This is a genomic window from Kitasatospora sp. NPDC101447 (assembly GCF_044767225.1).
GTDB lineage: Bacteria > Actinomycetota > Actinomycetes > Streptomycetales > Streptomycetaceae > Kitasatospora.
Genome location: NZ_JBIWNL010000001.1, coordinates 12,897 through 32,934 on the forward strand (window position 1 = coordinate 12,897; position 20,038 = coordinate 32,934).

Here is a 20,038-nt window from a genome sequence, read left to right on the forward strand (position 1 = left end):
TGCCCGACCCCCGGTGGTGACCGGGTGAACCGCCCGCCGCACGGGAGTGAGGGCCCGCCGGGCCGCCCCCGGAAGAACGCGCCGCCGGGCCCGGCCCGGTCCCCGATCGCCGCGCTGCGCGCCGTGCCCTGGCGCCGGGACCTGCCCGCCTCCCTGGTGGTCTTCCTGGTCGCCCTCCCGCTCTGCGTCGGGGTGGCCGTCGCCTCCGGCGTGCCGGCCGAACTCGGCCTGGTCACCGGCATCGTCGGCGGCCTGGTGGTCGGCGCCCTGCCCGGCAGCAGCCTCCAGGTCAGCGGACCCGCGGCCGGACTGACCGTGCTGGTCGCCGACGCCGTCCGGGAGTTCGGCACCGGCGCCCTCGGCCTGCTGGTGCTCGCCACCGGCCTGCTCCAGCTCACGATGGGCGCCCTGCGGCTCGGCCGCTGGTTCCGCGCGATGTCCGCCTCGGTGGTGCACGGCATGCTGGCCGGCATCGGGCTGACCCTCGTCTTCGGCCAGCTCTACGCGCTCGCCGACCGCCGCGCCCCGGCCACCGGGCCGGAGAAGATCGCCGGGCTGCCCGCCCTGCTGAAGGACGTCGCCACCACTACGGCCGACCCCGGCGCCGTCGCCCTCGGTCTCGGCACGCTGCTGGTGCTGGTCGGCTGGAAGTACCTGCCGGAGCGCGCCGCCCGCGCCCTCCCCGCGCCGCTGGCCGCCGTCGGCCTCGCCGCCGCCGTCACCGCCGCGGCCGACCTGCCCGTCGCCCGGATCCGGGTCGCCGGCCTGCTCGACGTCCTCCGGCTGCCCGACCGCGACGCGCTGGGCGCCCTCACCGGCACCGCCGGGATCGGCACGGTCGTCGCCTTCACCCTGATCGCCTCCGCCGAGACGCTGTTCAGCGCCGCCGCCGTCGACCGGATGCACCACGGACCGCGCACCGACTACGACCGCGAGCTCACCGCCCAGGGCGTCGGCAACACCGTCTGCGGACTGCTCGGCGCACTGCCGATGACCGCGGTGATCGTCCGCAGCGCCACCAACGTCCAGGCCGGGGCGAGGACCAAGGCCTCCCGCTTCCTGCACGGGTTCTGGCTGCTGCTGTTCACCGCGCTGCTGCCCGGGGTGCTCGGACTCGTCCCGCTCACCGCACTGGCCGCCGTCCTGGTCCACGCCGGTGCCAAGCTCGTCCCGCTGCGCCGGATCGTCGCGCTCTGCCGCGGCCACCGGGGCGAGGCGCTGGTGCTCGTGGTGACGGCGGTCGCGATCATCACCACCGACCTGTTCGAAGGGGTGCTGATCGGCGTCGGGCTGGCGGTGGTCAAGTCCGCCTGGCAGACCTCGCACCTGCAGATCGCGGTGGAGGAGCTGGTGCCGCCGAACGGCCCGGCGCTGCACCGGGTCCGGCTGAGCGGCAACGCCACCTTCCTGCGGCTGCCCAGGCTGCTGGACGCCCTGGAACGGCTGCCGGACGACCGGCCGGTCGAGCTGGACTGGTCCGGGCTGCGCCACCTGGACCACGCCTGCACCGTCGCCCTCGCCTCCTGGGCCGCCCAGCACCGGGCCCGCTCCACCGCGCCGCTGGCCGTCGAACCGCCGCTGCCTTCGGTGGTCTGACGGGGCGTCCGTCTAGCCTGGTGGCCGACCCGGGTCGGGGCGACCCGGGGCAGGTCGATCCGGGTCGGGTCGATCCGGGCCGGCCCGGGCCGGCCGCCGGTGCCCCGTGGACACGAGGAGCGTGGAACTGTGATCGCAGCCTTTTCGGTGACCCCGCTGGGGATCGGCGAGGACGTGGGGGAGGCGGTGGCCGCCGCCGTCCGGGTGGTCCGGGCGAGCGGGCTGCCCAACCGCACGGACGCGATGTTCACCAGCATCGAGGGGGAGTGGGACGAGGTGATGCCGGTGATCAAGGAGGCGATCGAGGCGGTGAAGGCCCACAGCAACCGGGTGAGCACGGTCATCAAGATCGACGACCGGGCCGGGGTCACCGACGGCCTGACCGCCAAGGTCGCCTCGGTCGAGCGGCACCTCGCGGAGGGCTGAGCGCAGCCCGCCGAGCGCGGCCGCCCAGCCCAGCCGCCGAACGCGGTCCGCCCGGGTCGGCCCGCCGAGCGCGGCCCGCCGGGTTCGGGCGTGCCGCGCTCGGTGCGCCGGGGTCAGCCCGAGGTCGGTTGGGCGGCCGGTTCGGCCGGGCCGGCCACGGGCGGGCGGGTGAGCAGTCGGTCCAGGGCGTACGGGCCGGAGCCGAGCACCGCGATGGTCAGGAACGCCCAGCAGAACATGACCGAGGCCTCGCCGCCGTTCTGCAGCGGCAGCAGCGCGTGCTCCTGGTGGACGGTGAAGTAGGCGTAGGCCATCGAGCCGGAGCAGAGCAGGGCGGCCGTCCTGGTGCCGGCACCGAGCAGCACCAGGACGCCGCCGACCAGCTGGATCAGCGCGGCCCACCAGCCGGGCCACTGGCCGAGCGGGACGGTGCCGCCGCCCTTGGCGCCGCCGAGGACGCCGAAGAGCGAGGCGGCGCCGTGGCAGGCGAAGAGCAGGCCGACGACGATCCGATAGGCCGTCAGCACCAGCGGCCGGGCCGTCTCGACGGCTTCGCGGGGGGTGGTGGGGACGTGAGCGGACATGCGGAACGCCTCCTGTGGGGGAAGGAGGGATGGGGCGGTAAGGGTAGCCTTGGTCTAGTCCACTTGGCAATGCTCTGTCAGGCATCGACCGCGGTCGGTGCTCACCGTTTCTTGACTGATCGTTCTGGAAACGGCTAGCGTGTGGGACATGGCGCGAACGAAGGAATTCGACCCGGACGCGGCGCTGCAGGCGGCCCTGGAGCTGTTCTGGCGGCGCGGCTACGAGGCCACCTCGATGGCCGATCTGGTCGAGGGGCTCGGCATCGCCCGGGCCAGCATCTACGCGACCTTCGGGAGCAAGCACGAGCTGTACCTGCGGGCGCTGGAGCGGTACGCCGAGCAGACCGATCCGGTCCTGCTGGCGGAACTGTCCCAGCCCGGCCCGGTGCTGCCGGCCGTGCGGGCGATGGTCCGCCGGTACGCGGCGGAGTCGGCCGGGGACGGGCGGGAGCGCGGCTGCTTCGTCACGAACACCGCCGTCGAGCTCGCCCCGCACGACCCCTCGGCGGCCCGTCGGGTGGGCGCCAGCCTCGGCCACCTGGAGGCGGTCCTCACCGCCGCCCTGGTGCGGGCCGGGGCGCAGGGCGAACTGCCCGCCGGGCGGGAGCCCCGGGCGCTCGCCCGGCTGCTGATGGTGCTGATGCAGGGCATGCGGGTGATGGGCAAGACCGCCGACGGCGCGGCCCGGGTGGGGGACGCCGCCGAGCAGGCCCTGACGCTGCTGGACCGGGACTGACACCGCTTGACGGGGGCCGGCGCAGCTCGACGGGGGCTGACGGTGCCCGACCGGGATCGATGCTGCCCGGACCGGGACTGACGAGACGTTTGAAGGGTTCGGACGGGCTCTGCTGTCCCGATTCTGAACCGAACGGTCATTATAGGAGGGGGCTCATGGGTGTCACAGGGGGGCGCATGCGCGGCGGTCCGGCGGGCCGGTCCGGCTTCGCGCTGCTCGGCGTCGTACAGGCGGTGCTGATCTTCACGATCATGGTCCTCACCGTGCCGCTGCCGCTGGTGGCCCGCGAGTTCGGGCTCGGGCCGTCCGGGGTGCTGCTGCTCAGCGCCGCGTACGGACTCACCTTCAGCTCGCTGCTGCTGCTCGGCGGCCGGCTCACCGACCGCCACGGCGGGCGCCGGATGCTCCGCTGCGGCCTGCTGCTGCTCGCCGCCTCCTCCGTCGCCTGCGCCCTCGCACCCGACTACCCCGTCCTGCTGGCGAGCCGTCTCGTCCAGGGCGCCGGCGCGGCCCTCACCGCGCCCGCGGCGGTGGCGGTGGTCCGTGCGCTGCACCCCGAACCCGCCGCCTACCGGCGGGCGATGGCCACCTGGGGCGGCCTGTCGGTGCTCGGCGCGACGGTCGGCAGCGTGGTGTCGGGCGCGGTCGCCGCCGCGGTCTCCTGGCGCTGGCTGTTCGCCGTGCCCGTGCTGGCCGCAGCCGCCGGACTCGCCCGCTGCGGCACGCTGCCCGCCGCCGCCCCCGCAGGGCGCCGCCCGGCCCTGGACCTGCGCGGCGCGCTCCTGGCCGCCACCGCCGTCTGCGCGGTGAGCTACGCCCTGGTGGCGTCCACCGACCACGGCTGGACCAGCCCCGAGGTGTACGGGCCGCTGCCCGCCGGGCTCGCCCTGCTGCTCGCCTTCGCCGCCGCCGAACGCCGCACCGCCGACCCCCTGTTGCCGCCCGGCTTCCTGGCCGACCGGCGCCGCGGCACCGCCCTCGCCGCCGTCATGGCGACCGCCGCCGGCACCGCGCTGACCTTCGTCCTGCTCTCGCTCTACCTCCAGCAGCTGCGCGGCTGGAGCGCCGCCGCCACCTCCGCCGCCTTCCTGCCGTACGCGGCCGTCCTGTTGCTGTCCGGGCGCCTGGCGGCCCCGCTGGTCCTGCGGCACGGGCCGGTGCCGGTCACCGCCGGCGGGCTCGCCGTGGCGGGCGCCGGACTCGGCCTGCTCGCCGGGCTCACCCCCGGCAGCGGGTACGCCACCGGGCTGATGCCCGGACTGCTCCTGCTGCCCGCCGGAGCCGCCGCCGCCTTCGCCGGAGCGGCCGTCCTCGCCACCGGCGGGGTCGGGCCCGAGCGCACCGGCCTGGCCGCCGGCGTGTTCAACACGGCCATGGAGCTCGGCCCCACCGCCGGACTGGCGGCCCTGATGTCGCTCGCCGCCACCCGCCCGAGCGTGGTCGGCGGCTACGCCGCGGCCTTCGCCGCGGGCGCCCTCGGCTTGGCGCTCACCGCCGTCGCGGTCGCCACCCTGCCCCGGTCCGCCAGCGCGGCGGAACCCCTGACCACCACACCACCAGAACCCACCAACCAGATCGAGGAGTTCACCTCATGACCACGCGTTTCGCCGACAAGTCCGTCCTGGTCACCGGCGGCGGCAGCGGCATCGGACGGGCCATCGCGCTCGCCTTCGCCCGGGAGGGCGCCCGGGTCGCCGTCGCGGGCCGGACGGCCGCCCCGCTCACCGAGACCGTCGAGCTGATCGAGCAGGCCGGCGGCAAGGCGGTCGCGCTGACCGGCGACGTCACGAACGGCGAGGACGCCGCCCGCCTGGTCCGCGAGACCGTCGAGCAGTTCGGCGGGCTGGACGTCGCCGTCAACAACGCCGGCGTGATCGGTGCGCTCGGCCCGGTCGCCGACATCGACGAGGCCGAGTGGCAGCGGCTGATCGGCATCAACGTCACCGGCACGCTGCTCGCCATGAAGCACCAGATCGGCCACCTGCGGGCGCACGGCGGCGGCGCGATCGTCAATGTGTCGTCCAACCTGGGCGCCCACCGGCGGGTCGCGGGGGTCGGGGCCTACGCCGCCAGCAAGGCCGCCGTCACCGCGCTGACCCGCGCCGCCGCGCTCGACCACATCGCCGACGGTGTGCGGATCAACACGGTGAGCCCCGGCGCGGTGGACACCCCCATGTCGGGCCGGCCCGGCGAGAGCGCCGCCGAGAAGGCCGAGCGGATGCGGAACGACATCCCGGTCGGCCGGGCCGGCGCCGTGGAGGAGGTGGCCGCCGCGGTGCTCTACCTGGCCTCGGAGGAGGCGGGCTACACCGTCGGCAGCGACCTCGTCCTGGACGGCGGCTCCAGCGCCTGAGCCGTGCGGGCGGCGGCCCGGGCCCGGCCGCCCAGCGCCCGACCGCGGCCCCTGAGCCGCGGTCGGGCGGGGCTCACTCGCCCAGCCAGTCCCCGGGCACGGCCTCGTACAGCGCCTCCAGGGCTTCCGGGGTGCGTGCCCGGGCCGTCATCCAGGCGTCCTCGACCACCGAGACCAGGACGTCCGGCCCCAGGTACCAGCGGCAGCCCCGGCCGAGCGCCGGCAACTCCAGGAAACCGTCCGGAAGTTCGTCCGGCGAATCGACGAAGTCGGTCAGCTCGTCGTCCTCCAGCAGCTTCTCCGTCATCGCCATCACCGCGGCCGCCGTCGACAGGCGCTCCTCCCAGGGCTCCCAGCGCTCCCGCGACGTGTCCGCGAGGTCCGGCCGCATCACCGTCGGCGGGTCCTCGCGCTCCACGTCGTCGAGCAGCACGCCCCAGTGCGCGCAGCCCTGGTTCTCCGCCCGGTAGACCAGCGCGCCGTCCAGCACGTACAGCTCGTCCGGCGTCAGCAGCACGTCGTGGTTGCTCGTGAGGTCTGCCCGCCGCCCGAACAACCGGTACGCCTCGCGCAGCGCCGTCGGCAGCCGCAGGCCCAGCCGCCGTTCGGCCGCGTCCAGTTCGGCGTCCGCGAAGCCGTCGTCCGGCCCCAGCGGCTCTCCCCAGTACGCGGCGAAGCCCCTGACGAGTGCCCAGGCGCCCGCGCGGCTGCGCACACTTCCGGCCATTGCGGTGCGTATGTCGAATTCCGTTTCGTCCACCCGCGCACCGTACGGCACCCCTGCGACAACGCCGCGGAACGCTTCGCGGCCCGTCCGGGCACGACCGGCCGAATCTGACGCGAACGCGTAATCCCGGGGACACCGGTTGATCACTGCGGGGTTCCCGCCGCGTCGCGTGGGCAGGACACGGTTTCGGCCGGAACCGACTTCACGAAAGGCGGACGCGCACCGCATGCCGACCGCACTGCACACCGCGCCCCGGGCGGGCCGCCGGAGCCGCTGGGGCGAACACGGGCTCGCCTGGGCCTTCCTGCTGCCCTCCCTGGCGGTCTTCGTCCTCTTCATCGGCTACCCGCTGGGGCGGACGATCTACCTGAGCGGACACGCCAACGACCTGTTCGGCGCGCCCTCCCGCTACGTCGGGACGAAGCACTACACCGACCTGCTGATCTCGGCGGACTTCCGCCGCACCCTCGTCACCACCGGGCTGTTCACGCTGCTCACCGTGGTGCCCGGGGTGCTCGGCGCGCTCGCGCTGGTGCTGCTGCTGGAGAACCGGATCCGCGGCGTACGGCTGCTGCGCTCCGCCTTCGCGCTGCCCTTCGCCTTCTCGGTCGCCAGCGCGTCCGTGGTCTTCGCGGTGTTCTTCAACCCCGCCAGCGGGGTGCTGAACGGCCTGCTCTCGCACGTCGGCCTCGGCCCGGTCGGCTGGCTGACCGACACCCGGTACGCGCTGGTCTCGGTGGCCGTCACCACGGTGTGGATGAACCTCGGCTACAACGTGCTGGTGCTCTCCGCCGGCATCGGCTCGATCCCGCAGGAGGTCGTGGAGGCGGCCCGCATCGACGGCGCGTCGGGCCTGCGACTGGCGCGCTCGATCACCGTTCCGCTGCTCGGCCCCAACCTGTTCTTCCTGACCGTGGTCTCCACCGTCCACGCGCTGCAGAGTTTCGGCCAGATCCACATCCTCACCAAGGGCGGGCCGGACGGCTCCACCCGGACCCTCGTCTACTCCGTCTACGAGAAGGCCTTCGCCTACGGCTCCAGCGACTTCGGCACCGCGAGCGCCCAGGCCGTGGTGCTGCTCGTGGTCGTCCTCGCCTGCACGGCCGTCCAGTTCGGCGTCCTGGAGCGGAAGGTGCACTACGCATGACCACCATCGCCACCACCGAGGACGTCGAGCGGCCCCGCCCGCGCACCCGCGCCCTCGCCGGCCGCTCCCCGCGCGACCTCCTCGGCCGCGCCGCCGTCTACCTGCTGCTCGCCGTCGCCGTCGTCACCGTGGCCTTCCCGGTGTACTACGCGATCGCCGGCGCGTTCATGGGGCCGTCCGAACTCTCCACCTACCCGCCCGCGTTGGTGCCGCACTCGGTCACCGGGCGGAACTTCTCCGGCGCCGTGGACGCGATCCCGCTGGCCCGCCAGTACGCCAACTCGGCGGTCGTGGCCACCGTCATCACCCTCGCCCAGCTGTTCACCTCGATCCTGGCCGCCTACGCCTTCGTCTTCCTGCCGCTGAGGGCGCGGGCCGCGGTGTTCGGGGTGTTCCTGGCGACGCTGATGGTCCCGTGGGAGGCCATCATCATCCCCAACTACCTCACGCTGTCCGGCTGGGGGCTCGGCAACACCTACTTCGGCCTGGTGCTGCCCTTCCTGGCCTCCGGCTTCGGCACCTTCATGCTGCGCCAGGCCTTCCGCCAGCTGCCCGGCGAACTGCGCGACGCCGCCCGGATCGACGGGGCCGGCCACTGGCGCTTCCTGTGGCGGATCGTCGTCCCGCTCAACAAGCCCGCGCTCGCGGCGCTGTCGATCTACGTCTTCCTGTCCGCCTGGAACCAGTACTTCTGGCCGCTGATCATCACCCGCACGGCGGACATGCAGACCCTGCAGATCGGTCTCACCTCGCTGCGCGACTCCGAGATGGCCGACCCCGGGCTGATCCTGGCCGGCGTCGTGCTCTCGCTGCTGCCCACCCTCGCCCTGGTGGTCTTCGGCCAGCGCTTCATCGTCCGCGGCCTCACCGCGGGCGCGGTGCGCTGACCGCCCGTACCGTCCACGCCCGTTCCCCCGATCAGAGAGAGAACCCCCGTGAAGAAGAGTGCACGCGCGCTCGCGGCCCTGCTGGTGGCCGGCCTGTCCCTGACCGCCTGCAGCTCCTCCGGCTCCGGCTCCGGCACCGGCGGCTCCAACGACGCCGCGGCGCCCGGCGCCCAGGCGCTCGACCAGGCGTCCGGCGTCACCGGCGTCGAGTTCTGGCACTCGATGACCGGCAAGAACGCCGAGGTGCTCACCGGCCTGGTCGACCAGTTCAACGCCGCGCACCAGGGCAAGATCGAGGTCAAGGCGCAGTTCCAGGGCAAGTACGACGAACTGGTCACCAAGTACAAGGCCGCGGTCCAGCAGAAGGGCACGCCCGCCCTGGTGCAGGTCTACGACATCGGCACCCGGTTCATGATCGACTCCAAGCAGACCGTCCCCGCCCAGGCCTTCGCTGACAAGGACGGCTACGCGCTGGACGACCTGGACGCCAACATCCGCAACTACTACTCCGTCGGCGGCAAGCTGCAGTCGATGCCGTTCAACTCCTCGATGCCGCTGCTCTACCTGAACACCGACGCCTTCAAGGAGGCCGGCCTCGACCCGGCGCAGGCGCCCAAGGACCTCGACGAGCTGGGCGAGCTGGCGAAGAAGCTGACCAAGAAGGACGCCGACGGCAAGACCGTCCGCTACGGCTTCGGCGCGGCCATCTACGGCTGGTTCGTCGAGCAGCTGCTGGCCGAGTCCGGCGCCATGTACTGCGACAACGACAACGGCCGCAGCAACAAGGCCGGCAAGGTCGTGTTCGACTCCGCACAGGGCGCCCGGATCGTCCAGTGGTGGGCCGACCTGGTCAAGGGCGGCTACGCGGCCAACACCGGCCGCACCACCGACGACGCCCAGGCCGCCTTCAAGGCCGGCACGGTCGCGATGCACCTGGAGTCCACCGGCGTGCTGCGCGGCTACACCGAGGCGGCGAAGTTCGGTGTCGGCACCGCCGCCTTCCCGAAGGTCACCGCCGCCGACCAGGGCGGCCCGGTGATCGGCGGCGCCTCGCTGTGGATCAGCGGCCCCGGCCACTCGGACGCCGAGAAGCGCGCCGCCTGGGAGTTCGAGAAGTTCGTGACGGCCCCCGAGCAGCAGGCCGTCTGGCACACCGGCACCGGCTACTTCCCGGTCAACAAGAAGTCCCTGGACGACCCCAAGGACAAGGAGTGGGTGGCCAAGTACCCGCAGTTCCAGACCGCGATCGACCAGCTGAAGAGCACCAAGCCCACCCCGGCCACCGCCGGCTGCCTGCTCGGCGTGATGCCGCAGGCCCGCAAGGGCGTGGAGACCGCGATCGAGCAGACCGTCTCGGGCAGCAAGTCGGCCCAGCAGGCGCTGGCCGACGCGGCCAAGGAGCTGCAGCCGGCGATCGAGAGCTACAACAGCTCGGTCGGCTGAGCCGACACCGCCGCACCACCACGCTCCGGACGACGGCCCGCCCCGCGCAGCACGCGCCGGGCGGGCCGTCGCCCGTCGGGCCCGTCGCCCGTCAGGCCGAGGAAGCGAAGCAGCGTCCGTCAGGCCGTGAGCGCCTCGCCGTGCCCGCCGTCCGCCGGCAGGGCGCAGGCGGAGGCGAGCTCGTCGAGCGAGAGGTCGAGCGCGAAGGCCAGCGCCGCGATGGTGAAGAAGGACGGTGTGGGTGCCCGTCCGGTCTCGATCTTGCGCAGCGTCTCGGCCGAGACGCCGGCCACCGCCGCCACCTCGACCATGCTGCGCTCGCCACGCGCCTCGCGCAGCAGCGCGCCGAAGCGCTCCCCGCGCTCGCGCTCCCACGGGGTCAGCGGAGTCCTCACCATGGCGTCGAGTCTAGGCCCCGTCCGGCCCGTCGCGCCCAGGGCCCGTCGCCCCCAGGGCCCGTCGTCCTACTGCTCGGGCCAGGTGGGGAGGCTCGCCGGGCCGCCCGGACGGGTGGGGTTCAGCTCCAGGCAGAGGACGACGATGCTGCTCCTGCGCTCCTCGCTGTACGAGCCGAAGACCTCGTCCGGCTCCGTGTCGCAGGCGTGCTTGGCGTCACCGTCGTGGACGACCTTGGTGACCTTGTAGTCCGCGGTGGGCTTGGCGCAGTCGACGAGCTCCATCTTCGGCTTGCCGCCGCCGCCGAGGTCGTGCACGCAGTTGCCGACCTGCGCGGCCTCCGGCTCGGACTTGCTGGCGTAGTTCGACACGATCAGGCCGCCGGCCATCAGCGCGACCAGGAGGAGCGGTCCTCCCACGCGGCGGCCGAGCTTGCGGGCCCGGGAGGGCTGCGGGGTGGGGGTTCCGGCGCCCCAGGGCTGCTGGGCGGCCGGCTCGGCGGGCTGCGGGGTCTCGTCGACGGGGGTGGTCGGCGGGGTCGTCACGTGGATTCCTCATGGTCAGATCATCTGATTGCGCCGCCGAACACTAGCGGATCGCGGACCACCCCGATCACCACGTCTCCGCAGGCGGGCCGCCTGCGGCCGCCTCCCGTCCCCGCCGCCGACTCCCGTACGGAACCGCCCGGGTGATGCTCGTGCACCATCGACCGTGATACAAATACCGGTATAAGAATTGGATCCAGGGGAGTGGTCACCATGGTCGAACTCAAGTCGGACGCCGCCCTCGACGCGATGCGCGAGGCCGGGCGGGTGGTGGCGGACGCGCTCGCCGCCGTACGGGAGGCGGCTGCGCCCGGCGTCAGCCTGACGGAGCTGGACGAGGCGGCCCGCGGCGTGCTCGACGCCGCCGGGGCGAGCTCCCCGTTCCTCGGCTACCGCCCGTCCTTCGCGCCGGTCCCGTTCCCCGCCGTCATCTGCGCCTCGGTCAACGACGCCGTCGTGCACGGCATCCCGAACGGCTACCGGCTGCGCGACGGCGACCTGGTGAGCATCGACTGCGGTGCCGTACTGGACGGTTGGGCCGGGGACGCCGCCGTGAGCTTCACCGTGGGCACCGCCCGCCCCGAGGACACCGCACTGATCGAGGCCACCCAGCGCGCCCTGGACGCCGGCATCGCCGCCGCCGTGGTCGGCAACCGGACCGGCGACATCTCCCACGCCATCGGCCGGGTCGTCCGCGCCGGGCGCTACGGCACGCCGGAGGGGTACGGCGGGCACGGCATCGGCCGCCGGATGCACGAGGACCCGCACGTGTCCAACACCGGCCGCCCGGGCCGGGGTTACCCGCTGCGCCCGGGGCTGGTGCTGGCCATCGAGCCGATGCTGATCGCCGGCGGCCGGGACGACTACACCACCGACCCGGACGGCTGGACGCTGCGCAGCGGTGACGGCTCCCGCGCCGCCCACATCGAGCACACCGTCGCCGTCACCGAGGACGGCCCGCGCATCCTCACGCTCCGCTGAGCGCCCGCCGGCCCGGCGAGGGCCCGCACCGGGCCGGCACCGGGGTCGTACCCAGGGCCGCACCGGGCCCGCACGCGGCTCGCGCAGGCCCCTAAGCTCGACGTCATGACCAAAGGCGTGATGTTCGATTTCTCCGGCACCCTCTTCCGGGTCGTCTCCACCGCGGAGTGGCTGACGGCCCACACCGCCGCCGCCGGCCCCGGCCTGCCCGCCCGGGAACAGGCCGAACTGGTGGCCAGGCTGGAGGAGTTCGGTGCGCTGCCCGGAGGCGTCCCACCGCGCCGGATTCCGGGCGGGATCCAGGAGGCCTGGGACACCAGGGACCTGACCCCCGAACTGCACCGCACCGCCTACACCGCGCTGACCCGCGCCGCCGAGCCGCCCGCCGGCCTCGACGTCGACGCCCTGTACGAGTCCCACATGGCGCCCGAGAGTTGGCGCCCCTACCCGGACGCCGGGCCCGTCCTGCGCGAGCTGCGCCGCCGGGGCGTCCCGGTGGCCGTGGTGAGCAACATCGGCTGGGACCTGCGCCCGGTCTTCCGGGCCCACGGACTGGACGACCTGGTCGACACCTACGTCCTGTCCTACGAGATCGGCGCGCAGAAGCCCGACCCGGTGATCTTCGAGACCGCCTGCGCCCGGCTCGGGCTGGCCCCGGCCGACGTGCTGATGGTCGGTGACGACCGGGTCTGCGACGGCGGCGCGACCGCGCTCGGCTGCGGCTTCCACGCCGTCGACCACCTGCCCGTCGACCGGCGCCCGGACGCCCTCGCTCCACTGGTGGCGGCACTGCCGGAGTGACGCGCCCGGGGTGACGGAGGACACGAGGTGGCGCCCCGCCGCCCGGAGTAGCGTGCGGGGCATGAACGATCAGGACTTCACCACCCGCGTCACCGTCCGCGGGTACGAGACCGACAGCCAGGGCCACCTCAACCAGGCGGTCTACCTCCAGTACGCCGAGCACGCCCGCTGGGAGTACCTGCAGGCGGCCGGGATCCGCCAGGCCGACCTCGTCGCCAAGGGCGTGGGCCCGGTCGTCCTGGAGACCACGGTCAAGTACCTGCGGGAGCTGCGCGCGGGCGACTCGGTGGACGTCAGCTGCTCGTTCACCTGGCGGGACGGCAAGACTTTCCAGGTGGTGCAGCGGCTGGTCCGCGAGGACGGCGTGCTGGCCGCCGAGATCACCGGCGTCGGCGGCATCCTCGACCTGGCCGCGCGCCGGCTGGTCGCCGACCCGCGGGAGCCGCTGCGCGCGCTCGCCTCCGACCCGGCCGTGCTCGGTCTCTGACCCGCGGTCCGATCGGCCCTGCCGGGTCCCGACCCGGGGTCCGATCCGCGCGACCACACCGTCCGTCCCTCCACCGCCGGAGGCCGCACCTCGCTGCGGCCTCCACCCGGATGCGGCCTCCATCCGGATGCCGCCTGCCCCCGATGCCGCCTTCCCTCCGATGCCGCCTGCCCCCGGATGCGGCCTGCATCCTGACGGGGCGTCCACCGGATGCCTTCTGCACCCCGCAGTCGGGGGTTTGCCCCACCCCCGACCGGCCCGCTGCCCGGATGGGGCCAAGAACCCTGCCACAGCAGACTCTTGGGCATGCCGAAGAACACGATCACCGCCGCCGCGACCGCGGCCGCCGCCCTCGCCGTCACCGCGCTGACCGCCCTGCCCGCCGCCGCCGACGCCGAGCGGTCCGGCGGGGCCCGCCTCACCTGGTCCGCCTGCCAGGGGCAGGTCGACCCGCGCCAGCAGTGCGCCACCGTCACCGTCCCGCTGGACTACCGCGATCCGCACGGCGAACAGATCACCCTCGCGGTCTCCCGCATCCCCGCCGCCAGGCCGGACCAGCGCCACGGCGTCCTGCTGACCATCCCCGGCGGGCCGGGCGGCTCCGGCCTCAACGTCCCGAGCAACGCCGCCAAGCGCCTGCCGCAGTCCGTCCTGGACCGCTTCGACCTGGTCGGCTTCGACCCGCGCGGCGTGGGCCGCTCCACCCCGGTCAGCTGCGGCCTGGACCGCTCCGACCTGTCGATGGTCAAGCTGCACTCCTGGCCCGCCGCCGACGGCACGATCGACGGGAACGTCGCCTACGCGCGCCGCGTCGCGGAGACCTGCGCCCGCAACGGCGGCCCGGTGCTGCGCAGCATCTCCACGCCGAACGAGGCCCGCGACATCGACGCCATCCGCCGGGCGCTCGGCGAGCGCCGGATCTCCGCCTGGGGCACCTCCTACGGCACCTACGCGGGCGCGGTGTACGCCACGATGTTCCCCCAGCGGACCGACCGGATCGTGCTGGACAGCAACGACGACCCGGACCCGACCCGGGTCGAGCGCGGCTGGCTCGCCGCCTACGGCCAGGGCGTGGAGGACCGCTTCCCGGACTTCGCCGCGTGGGCGGCCTCGCCCGGCAACCCGGACCGGGTCGCGGACACCCCCGAGGAGGTCCGTCCGCTCTTCCTCGACCTCGCCGCCCGCCTGGACCGCACACCGCTGCCCTGGCCCGGCGCCGACCCGGCGGAGCTGAACGGGAACGTGCTGCGCGAGGCGATGCTGCAGAGCATGTTCGCGGACGCGAAGTTCCCCGACCTCGCCCGGCTGATGCTGGCCGGCCTCGGCCGCCGGCCGCTGCCCGCGCCGGTGACGCCGCCGGAGCAGGCGGTGCAGAACTCGATCGCCGTCGCGGTCGGCACCCTGTGCAACGACGTCGACTGGCCCACCGACCCGGCCGCGTACGCCAAGGACGTCGCCGCGGAGCGTGCCGCCCGTCCGCTCACCGCGGGCATGCCGGTGAACGTGTCGCCCTGCGCCTTCCGTCCGTTCGGGCCCGCCGAGCCGCCGGTGGAGGTGACCGACCGGGGCCCGGCGAACGTGCTGCTGACCCAGAACCTGCGCGACGTCGCGACCCCGTACCGGGGTGCGCTCAAGCTGCGTGCCGCGCTGGGGGAGCGGGCCCGGATGGTCACGGTGGACTCGGGCGGTCACGACGTGTACGTGGCCAACGGGAACGCCTGCGGCGACGCGGTGGTGACGGACTACCTGGTGACCGGGCGACGCCCGGCCGACGACGTCTTCTGCCCGGCGGGCTGAACGGACAGCCGATCGGGCGGCCGAGCCGCAGCCGAGCGGTGGCCCAGCCGCCGTCAGGAGCCGGCCGGGGACCGGAAAGCTGGGTATTGGCTGGGGAGTTGCCGAACGGACGCTGAACGGCCACTACGGCACGCAGGGCCAACAGGCCGTGGGCGAACGGCCCTTGTCCCTGCGTGCACGTCCGTTCGACCCTCGCGAATGAGTCGAATCTGTCGCGATTTTGTGACAATCCTTCGCCTGCACCCCGCCCGCAAGGTGTGTCCACGGCCTTAATGTTCGAACTATGTCACCGAAGAGCCGTCGCCGCATACCCGCCCCGGACCCGGGCGACACCTGGGTGCCGCGCCCGAGGCGCCGTGAGACCCCGCTCGGAATCCTGGGCCACGCGGCCAAGTTCCTCGGCGCCAGCGTGCTCGGCGGCGTGCTGCTGGCCGGCCTGATCCTCCCGGCGGCCGGCGCGGTGGGCCTCGGGGCGAAGAACGGCGCCGAGGGCTTCGAGAGCATCCCCGACGACTTCAAGACCCCGCCGCTCACCCAGGCCACCCAGATCTTCGACGCCAACGGCGGGCTGATCGCCAAGGTCTACGAGCGCGACCGCACCGTCCTCACCGCCGACCAGATGTCCCCGCTGATCCGCCAGGCGCAGGTCGACATCGAGGATGCCCGCTTCTACGAGCACGGCGCGGTGGACCTCAAGGGCGTCCTGCGGGCCGTCACCAAGAACGCAGAGAGCGGCGCCACCGTCCAGGGCGCCTCGACCCTGACCCAGCAGTACGTGAAGAACGTCAACGTGGAGAAGGCCGGGGACGATCCGGAGGCGGTGCGCGAGGCGCAGCGCAAGACGCTCGGCCGCAAGATCCAGGAACTCCGGTACGCCATCAAGCTGGAGGAGGACCTGAGCAAGGAACAGATCCTCACCAACTACCTGAACATCACCTTCTACGGCCACCAGGCGTACGGCATCGAGGCCGCCTCGCAGCGCTACTTCAGCAAGGCCGCCAAGGACCTGACCCTCCCCGAGGCGGCGATGCTCGCCGGGCTGGTGCAGAACCCGTCGCAGTACGACCCGAAGCTGCACCCGGTGGCCGCCCAGAAGCGCCGCGACACCGTCCTGGACAAGATGGTGGAGAGCAAGCACATCACCGCGGACCAGGCCAGGGAGGCGAAGGCCGCCCCGCTGGGCCTCGACTACAAGGACCCGCAGAACGGTTGCATCACCGCCAAGGCGGGCATGGGCTTCTTCTGCGACTACGTGCGCCACGTGGTCAAGCAGGACCCGGCGTTCGGCAAGAGCGCGGCCGAGCGCAAGACGCTGTGGGACACCGGCGGTCTGAACATCTACACCACGCTGGACCCGGAGAAGCAGGCCGCCGCCCAGAACGCCGTCTCCACCAAGGTGTACGTCACCGACCCGGTCTCGGCCGCGATGACGATGGTCCAGCCCGGCACCGGCAAGATCCTGGCGATGGCGCAGACCCGCCCGTACGGGCTGGCCAAGGAGAAGAACGAGACCGTCGTCAACTACAACGTGGACGCGGCGATGGGCGGGGGCATCGGCTTCCAGCCCGGCTCCAACTTCAAGCCGATCGTGGCCGCCGCGGCCCTGGAGGCCGGCCTGTCGTCGACCCAGCGGTACGACGCGCCGAACCGGATGGACTGGCCGACGATGAAGACCTGCGACGGCACCTGGAAGAACCTCGACAAGGGCAAGAAGACCGGGACGATCCCCAACGAGTCCGAGTCGGAGAAGGGCCCGTACGAGCTGAAGCAGGCCATGGCGCTCTCGGTCAACACCTACTTCGTGCAGATGGAGCAGGAGATCGGCCTCTGCGCGGTCAAGCAGATGGCCAACAAGCTGGGCGTGGCCGGCAAGGCGGACGGCTCGCCGCTGCAGGAGGTGCCCGCGCTCGGCCTCGGCACCCAGGAGGTCAGCCCGCTGACCATGGCCAACGTGTACGCGACCTTCGCCGCCCGGGGCAGCTACTGCGCGCCGATGGCGATCAACCGGATCACCACGGTGGACGGCAAGGAGGTGCCGGTGCCGCAGGCCCAGTGCAGCCAGGCGATGTCCGAGGACACCGCGGACGTGATCAACAGCGTGCTGCTCGGGGTGACCGAGAAGGGCGGCACCGCGCGGGACCTCGGCCTGGACGACGGCCGTCAGATCGCCGGCAAGACCGGCACCACGGACGAGAAGAAGTCGGCCTGGTTCACCGGCTACACGGGCAACCTGGCCGGCTCGGTCTGGCTGGGCAGCCCGGGCACCAAGGTGCCGATGCGCAACATCCGGATCGGCGGCAAGTACCAGGCCGAGGTGTTCGGCGCGACCGGTCCGGGGCCGATCTGGCAGAAGGCGATGAGCGACGCGGTCCGGAACATGCCGGAGAAGGACTTCACCACCGTCTACATCCCGGACCCGCCCAAGCGCGACCCGAACTGCAGCACCCCCAGCGGCTCGCCGGGTTCGGTGACCTGCACCGGCGCCCCCGCCACCGGCGGCTCAGGGAACAACGGCAACAACGGGAACAGCGGGAACAGCGGCAACAGCGGCAACAGCGGCAACCAGGGCAAGCCGCGCGGCACCGACCAGACCGGCCGCTCCGCGCCGTCCACCCCGGCCGACCCCGAGGACCGGTAGCCGGAGCCCGCCCCCGGCCGGCCCCGCCTGAGTACCCGTACTCATGCGGGGCCGCGCCGCGTCGGCGGACGATGGCGCCATGCCGCACAGCATCCTCGGCGTCCCCGCCGTCCTCTGCCCCTCGATCGGCTACCTGGCCGGCTACCTGGTGATCGGCCTCGCCGCCGCGCACGAACTGCGCGCGGGCAGGAGCACCGCCGGCGCCGTGCGGCAGTGGACGGCGGTGGTCTGGACGATGCCGGGCTTCCTGTCCGCGATGACGCTCAACCCGTTCCCGGACGGCACCGCGGCCCGCTTCCTCTCCGCCACCGCCCTCGGCGCGGCCGGCAACGCCGCGCTGCTCGCCCTCACCGCGCACGCCCTCGGGCTGGGCTGAGCACCCCGTTACCGGGCCTCGACCGGTTCGCCGCTGTCCTGGTCGAGGTTGAACACCCGCCGGTAGGAGTCGGTCACCACGGTGATCTGCTCCCGCCCGGTCCAACTCGCCTCCACCAGGCGGGCGTCGTCCGGGCTCCCGCCGATGTCGGCCAGCGACCAGCGCCGCGCCCCCCAGCCCTCGCCGGCTTCCAGCAGGATCTGCCAGTGATCGCCGGGCGCCGACCCGGAGGCGTACGAGCGGTGCACCACCACCAGCGACCGTTCCGCCCCCGCCGGTGCGGTCTCCCGGCTGCGGGTCTCGGCCGCCGACACCTTGTGCGCGGCCAGCACGCCGAGCAGGAACACCACCCCGGCGGTCACCGTGACCGTGCGGGTGGCCGTCCGCAGGGCGGCGGCGCGCAGGTCACCCAGCCAGGCGGCCGCGATCAGCGCCGCCAGCGCCGCACCGAGCAGCAGCTCCGGCCGGTTGAGCAGGTCGGCGACCAGCATCCGGCCGCCCGAGCGGCTCTCCCACTGGCCCTCGGTGTACAGCAGTACGGCGGCCAGCCCGAAGGCCGCCAGCAGCCGGACCAGGACGCGCCTGGTCCGGGACGTCCGCTTGTCCATCGTCCCCCCGTTCACGGTGTCACAGCTCGGCGAGCAGTGTGCGGCCCTCCGGCCAGTCGTCCAGTCCGGACTCGGAGTTGAGGTGCCCGAACGCGCCCGGCTCGACGTACCGGGCGCCCCAGGCCGCGGCGAAGGCACGGGCCCGGTCGGGGGAGACCCACGGGTCGTCGGTCGAGGAGACCACCACGGTCGGGAACGGGAACGGCGCCAGTGCCACCGGGCGGAAGCCGGTCAGCTCGGGCACCTCCGCGGTGTCGACGTCGGCCGGGGCGACCAGCAGCGCGCCGCGGACGGCGGCGGTGCGGTCGGCGCCGGCCGTGGCCACCCAGTGGGCCGCGGTGATGCAGCCCAGGCTGTGGGCGACCAGCACCACCGGGCCCTCGGCGGCGGCCGCCGCCACCGCCGCGTCCACCCGGGACACCCAGTCCGCCCGCTCCGGGAGATCCCAGTCCGCCTGCTCGACCCGGCGGAAGGACTCCGGCTCGGCGGCCTCCCAGCGGGTCTGCCAGTGCTCGGGGCCCGAATTCTGGTAGCCGGGCAGGACGAGGTAGGTGGTGCGGTCCGGCATCGGGCTCCTCCGGAGAAGGTCGGTCGTGGGCAGCAGGAGTCTAGGACGCGGTGCGTACGGTGCCGCAGCCGGGCGGCAACCGGCGCGCACTCCTCTCAACCGGCGTGCGCACCTCCGGATGCGCCGTCATGCGCCCGGTGCGCCCTGTTGCCAACGGTGCGACGGGTGCGGCACGTTGGACCGGGCCCGGGGCCGGCGCCACCACCCGCCGCCCGCACGGGACCTGACGTCCGATCACACGGAGGGATGCCGACGATGGCACCGAAGATCCTGCTCGTCACCGGGGACGCCGCCGAATCGCTGGAGGTGTTCTACCCCTACCAGCGTCTGCGCGAGGAGGGCTACCAGGTCGACATCGCGGCACCGACCAAGAAGCGCCTGCAGTTCGTGGTGCACGACTTCGTCGAGGGCTACGACACCTACACCGAGAAGCCCGGCTACAGCTGGCCCGCCGACATCGCGCTCGCCGACGTCGACCCGGCCGACTACGCGGCCCTGGTCATCCCCGGCGGCCGCGCCCCCGAGTACCTGCGCAACAACCCCGACGTGCAGCGGATCGCGCAGCACTTCTTCACCGGCGACAAGCCGGTCGCACAGATCTGCCACGGCCCGCTGATCACCGCCGCCGCCGGCGTCCTGGACGGCCGCCGCACCTCCGCCTACCCGGCGCTGGCCCCGGACATCAAGGCCGCGGGCGCCGAGTTCGTCGAGAGCGAGGCCGTGGTGGACGGCGTGGTCGTCTCCGCACGCGCCTGGCCCGACCACCCGGCGTGGCTGCGGGCGTTCATCGAGGTCCTGCGCAAGCACGCCCCGGTGGCCTGACGCCCCGGCCCGACGCCCCGGCCCGCCACCGTCGTCGAACCCGCGCCCGGACCCGGAGCCGTCACCCCGAGACGTCTCGGGGTGACGGCTCCGGGTCCGGGCGCGGGTTCGACGACGGTG

21 protein-coding genes are annotated in these 20,038 nt (G+C 73.6%); 15 read left to right on the forward strand and 6 right to left on the reverse strand.

What is annotated here, in order from left to right; genetic code table 11:
* Positions 1 to 105: 105 nt before the first annotated feature.
* Together ACIRST_RS00055 and ACIRST_RS00060 are read left to right on the forward strand one after the other, a co-directional pair.
* Positions 106 to 1,596 carry a SulP family inorganic anion transporter gene (locus tag ACIRST_RS00055; protein WP_402799367.1) on the forward strand — a complete coding sequence of 497 codons (1,491 nt, stop codon included), beginning with the start codon at positions 106 to 108 and terminating at the stop codon, positions 1,594 to 1,596.
* Positions 1,597 to 1,725: 129 nt separating this feature from the next.
* Positions 1,726 to 2,022, forward strand: coding sequence for an MTH1187 family thiamine-binding protein (locus ACIRST_RS00060; RefSeq protein WP_350526370.1), 297 nt, complete (start codon positions 1,726 to 1,728; stop codon positions 2,020 to 2,022).
* 113 nt (positions 2,023 to 2,135) lie between these two features.
* Here the strand turns inward: ACIRST_RS00060 and ACIRST_RS00065 are convergent, their stop codons facing one another.
* Positions 2,136 to 2,606 (reverse strand): DoxX family protein, encoded by a 471-nt coding sequence (locus ACIRST_RS00065; RefSeq protein WP_350526369.1) that lies wholly within the window; start codon positions 2,604 to 2,606, stop codon positions 2,136 to 2,138.
* Between the two features lie 148 nt (positions 2,607 to 2,754).
* On the opposite strand from ACIRST_RS00065, the gene ACIRST_RS00070 reads away from it, so the two are divergent.
* From ACIRST_RS00070 to ACIRST_RS00080, 3 genes are all read left to right on the forward strand, one after another.
* Positions 2,755 to 3,342 carry a helix-turn-helix domain-containing protein gene (locus ACIRST_RS00070; protein ID WP_350526368.1) on the forward strand — a complete coding sequence of 196 codons (588 nt, stop codon included), beginning with the start codon at positions 2,755 to 2,757 and terminating at the stop codon, positions 3,340 to 3,342.
* Between the two features lie 155 nt (positions 3,343 to 3,497).
* The gene (locus ACIRST_RS00075) at positions 3,498 to 4,937 is read left to right on the forward strand and encodes an MFS transporter (protein WP_402798624.1); all 1,440 of its coding nucleotides are present in this window, start codon (positions 3,498 to 3,500) and stop codon (positions 4,935 to 4,937) included.
* The gene (locus ACIRST_RS00080) at positions 4,934 to 5,695 is read left to right on the forward strand and encodes a glucose 1-dehydrogenase (RefSeq protein ID WP_350526366.1); all 762 of its coding nucleotides are present in this window, start codon (positions 4,934 to 4,936) and stop codon (positions 5,693 to 5,695) included. Before ACIRST_RS00075 ends, ACIRST_RS00080 begins: the two co-directional genes overlap by 4 nt.
* A 73-nt stretch (positions 5,696 to 5,768) precedes the next feature.
* Here ACIRST_RS00080 and ACIRST_RS00085 read toward each other — a convergent pair whose 3' ends face one another.
* Complete coding sequence (locus ACIRST_RS00085) at positions 5,769 to 6,455, reverse strand: SMI1/KNR4 family protein (RefSeq protein WP_402798627.1); 687 nt, start codon at positions 6,453 to 6,455, stop codon at positions 5,769 to 5,771.
* A gap of 193 nt (positions 6,456 to 6,648) precedes the next feature.
* On the opposite strand from ACIRST_RS00085, the gene ACIRST_RS00090 reads away from it, so the two are divergent.
* Genes ACIRST_RS00090 through ACIRST_RS00100 form a run of 3 tightly spaced genes read left to right on the forward strand, consistent with a single transcriptional unit; the run spans position 6,649 to position 9,899 of the window.
* Positions 6,649 to 7,569 (forward strand): carbohydrate ABC transporter permease, encoded by a 921-nt coding sequence (locus ACIRST_RS00090; protein ID WP_402798629.1) that lies wholly within the window; start codon positions 6,649 to 6,651, stop codon positions 7,567 to 7,569.
* Entirely contained in the window at positions 7,566 to 8,456 is an 891-nt protein-coding gene (locus ACIRST_RS00095) for a carbohydrate ABC transporter permease (RefSeq protein ID WP_350526363.1), read from the forward strand. The genes ACIRST_RS00090 and ACIRST_RS00095 overlap by 4 nt, the downstream gene beginning before the upstream one ends.
* Before the next feature lie 48 nt (positions 8,457 to 8,504).
* Positions 8,505 to 9,899 (forward strand): ABC transporter substrate-binding protein, encoded by a 1,395-nt coding sequence (locus tag ACIRST_RS00100; RefSeq protein WP_350526362.1) that lies wholly within the window; start codon positions 8,505 to 8,507, stop codon positions 9,897 to 9,899.
* 119 nt (positions 9,900 to 10,018) lie between these two features.
* Here ACIRST_RS00100 and ACIRST_RS00105 read toward each other — a convergent pair whose 3' ends face one another.
* Together ACIRST_RS00105 and ACIRST_RS00110 are read right to left on the reverse strand one after the other, a co-directional pair.
* Positions 10,019 to 10,297, reverse strand: coding sequence for a helix-turn-helix domain-containing protein (locus tag ACIRST_RS00105; RefSeq protein WP_402798632.1), 279 nt, complete (start codon positions 10,295 to 10,297; stop codon positions 10,019 to 10,021).
* Between the two features lie 66 nt (positions 10,298 to 10,363).
* The gene (locus tag ACIRST_RS00110) at positions 10,364 to 10,840 is read right to left on the reverse strand and encodes a hypothetical protein (RefSeq protein ID WP_350526360.1); all 477 of its coding nucleotides are present in this window, start codon (positions 10,838 to 10,840) and stop codon (positions 10,364 to 10,366) included.
* 213 nt (positions 10,841 to 11,053) lie between these two features.
* Between ACIRST_RS00110 and map the strand changes: the two genes are divergently transcribed.
* The 6 genes from map to ACIRST_RS00140 all read left to right on the forward strand — a co-directional run bounded on the left by map (position 11,054) and on the right by ACIRST_RS00140 (position 17,920).
* The gene (gene map / locus ACIRST_RS00115) at positions 11,054 to 11,821 is read left to right on the forward strand and encodes a type I methionyl aminopeptidase (protein WP_350526359.1); all 768 of its coding nucleotides are present in this window, start codon (positions 11,054 to 11,056) and stop codon (positions 11,819 to 11,821) included.
* Positions 11,822 to 11,926: 105 nt separating this feature from the next.
* On the forward strand, positions 11,927 to 12,622 hold the full coding sequence (locus ACIRST_RS00120) for an HAD-IA family hydrolase (RefSeq protein ID WP_350526358.1): 696 nt from the start codon (positions 11,927 to 11,929) through the stop codon (positions 12,620 to 12,622).
* A 61-nt stretch (positions 12,623 to 12,683) separates the two neighbouring features.
* Complete coding sequence (locus ACIRST_RS00125; protein ID WP_396546710.1) at positions 12,684 to 13,109, forward strand: acyl-CoA thioesterase; 426 nt, start codon at positions 12,684 to 12,686, stop codon at positions 13,107 to 13,109.
* A 306-nt stretch (positions 13,110 to 13,415) separates the two neighbouring features.
* Entirely contained in the window at positions 13,416 to 14,906 is a 1,491-nt protein-coding gene (locus ACIRST_RS00130; RefSeq protein WP_402798635.1) for an alpha/beta hydrolase, read from the forward strand.
* Between the two features lie 283 nt (positions 14,907 to 15,189).
* On the forward strand, positions 15,190 to 17,544 hold the full coding sequence (locus ACIRST_RS00135) for a transglycosylase domain-containing protein (RefSeq protein ID WP_402798637.1): 2,355 nt from the start codon (positions 15,190 to 15,192) through the stop codon (positions 17,542 to 17,544).
* A gap of 79 nt (positions 17,545 to 17,623) precedes the next feature.
* A complete protein-coding gene (locus ACIRST_RS00140; RefSeq protein WP_402798638.1) occupies positions 17,624 to 17,920 on the forward strand; it encodes a hypothetical protein in 297 nt (98 codons plus the stop codon).
* A gap of 8 nt (positions 17,921 to 17,928) precedes the next feature.
* On the opposite strand, the gene ACIRST_RS00145 is transcribed toward ACIRST_RS00140, so the two are convergent.
* Both ACIRST_RS00145 and ACIRST_RS00150 read right to left on the reverse strand, forming a co-directional pair.
* Complete coding sequence (locus tag ACIRST_RS00145) at positions 17,929 to 18,528, reverse strand: hypothetical protein (RefSeq protein ID WP_350526353.1); 600 nt, start codon at positions 18,526 to 18,528, stop codon at positions 17,929 to 17,931.
* A gap of 19 nt (positions 18,529 to 18,547) precedes the next feature.
* Positions 18,548 to 19,096, reverse strand: coding sequence for an RBBP9/YdeN family alpha/beta hydrolase (locus ACIRST_RS00150; RefSeq protein WP_402798640.1), 549 nt, complete (start codon positions 19,094 to 19,096; stop codon positions 18,548 to 18,550).
* Between the two features lie 255 nt (positions 19,097 to 19,351).
* On the opposite strand from ACIRST_RS00150, the gene ACIRST_RS00155 reads away from it, so the two are divergent.
* Positions 19,352 to 19,918 carry a DJ-1/PfpI family protein gene (locus ACIRST_RS00155; protein WP_350526351.1) on the forward strand — a complete coding sequence of 189 codons (567 nt, stop codon included), beginning with the start codon at positions 19,352 to 19,354 and terminating at the stop codon, positions 19,916 to 19,918.
* Positions 19,919 to 20,038 lie beyond the last annotated feature (120 nt).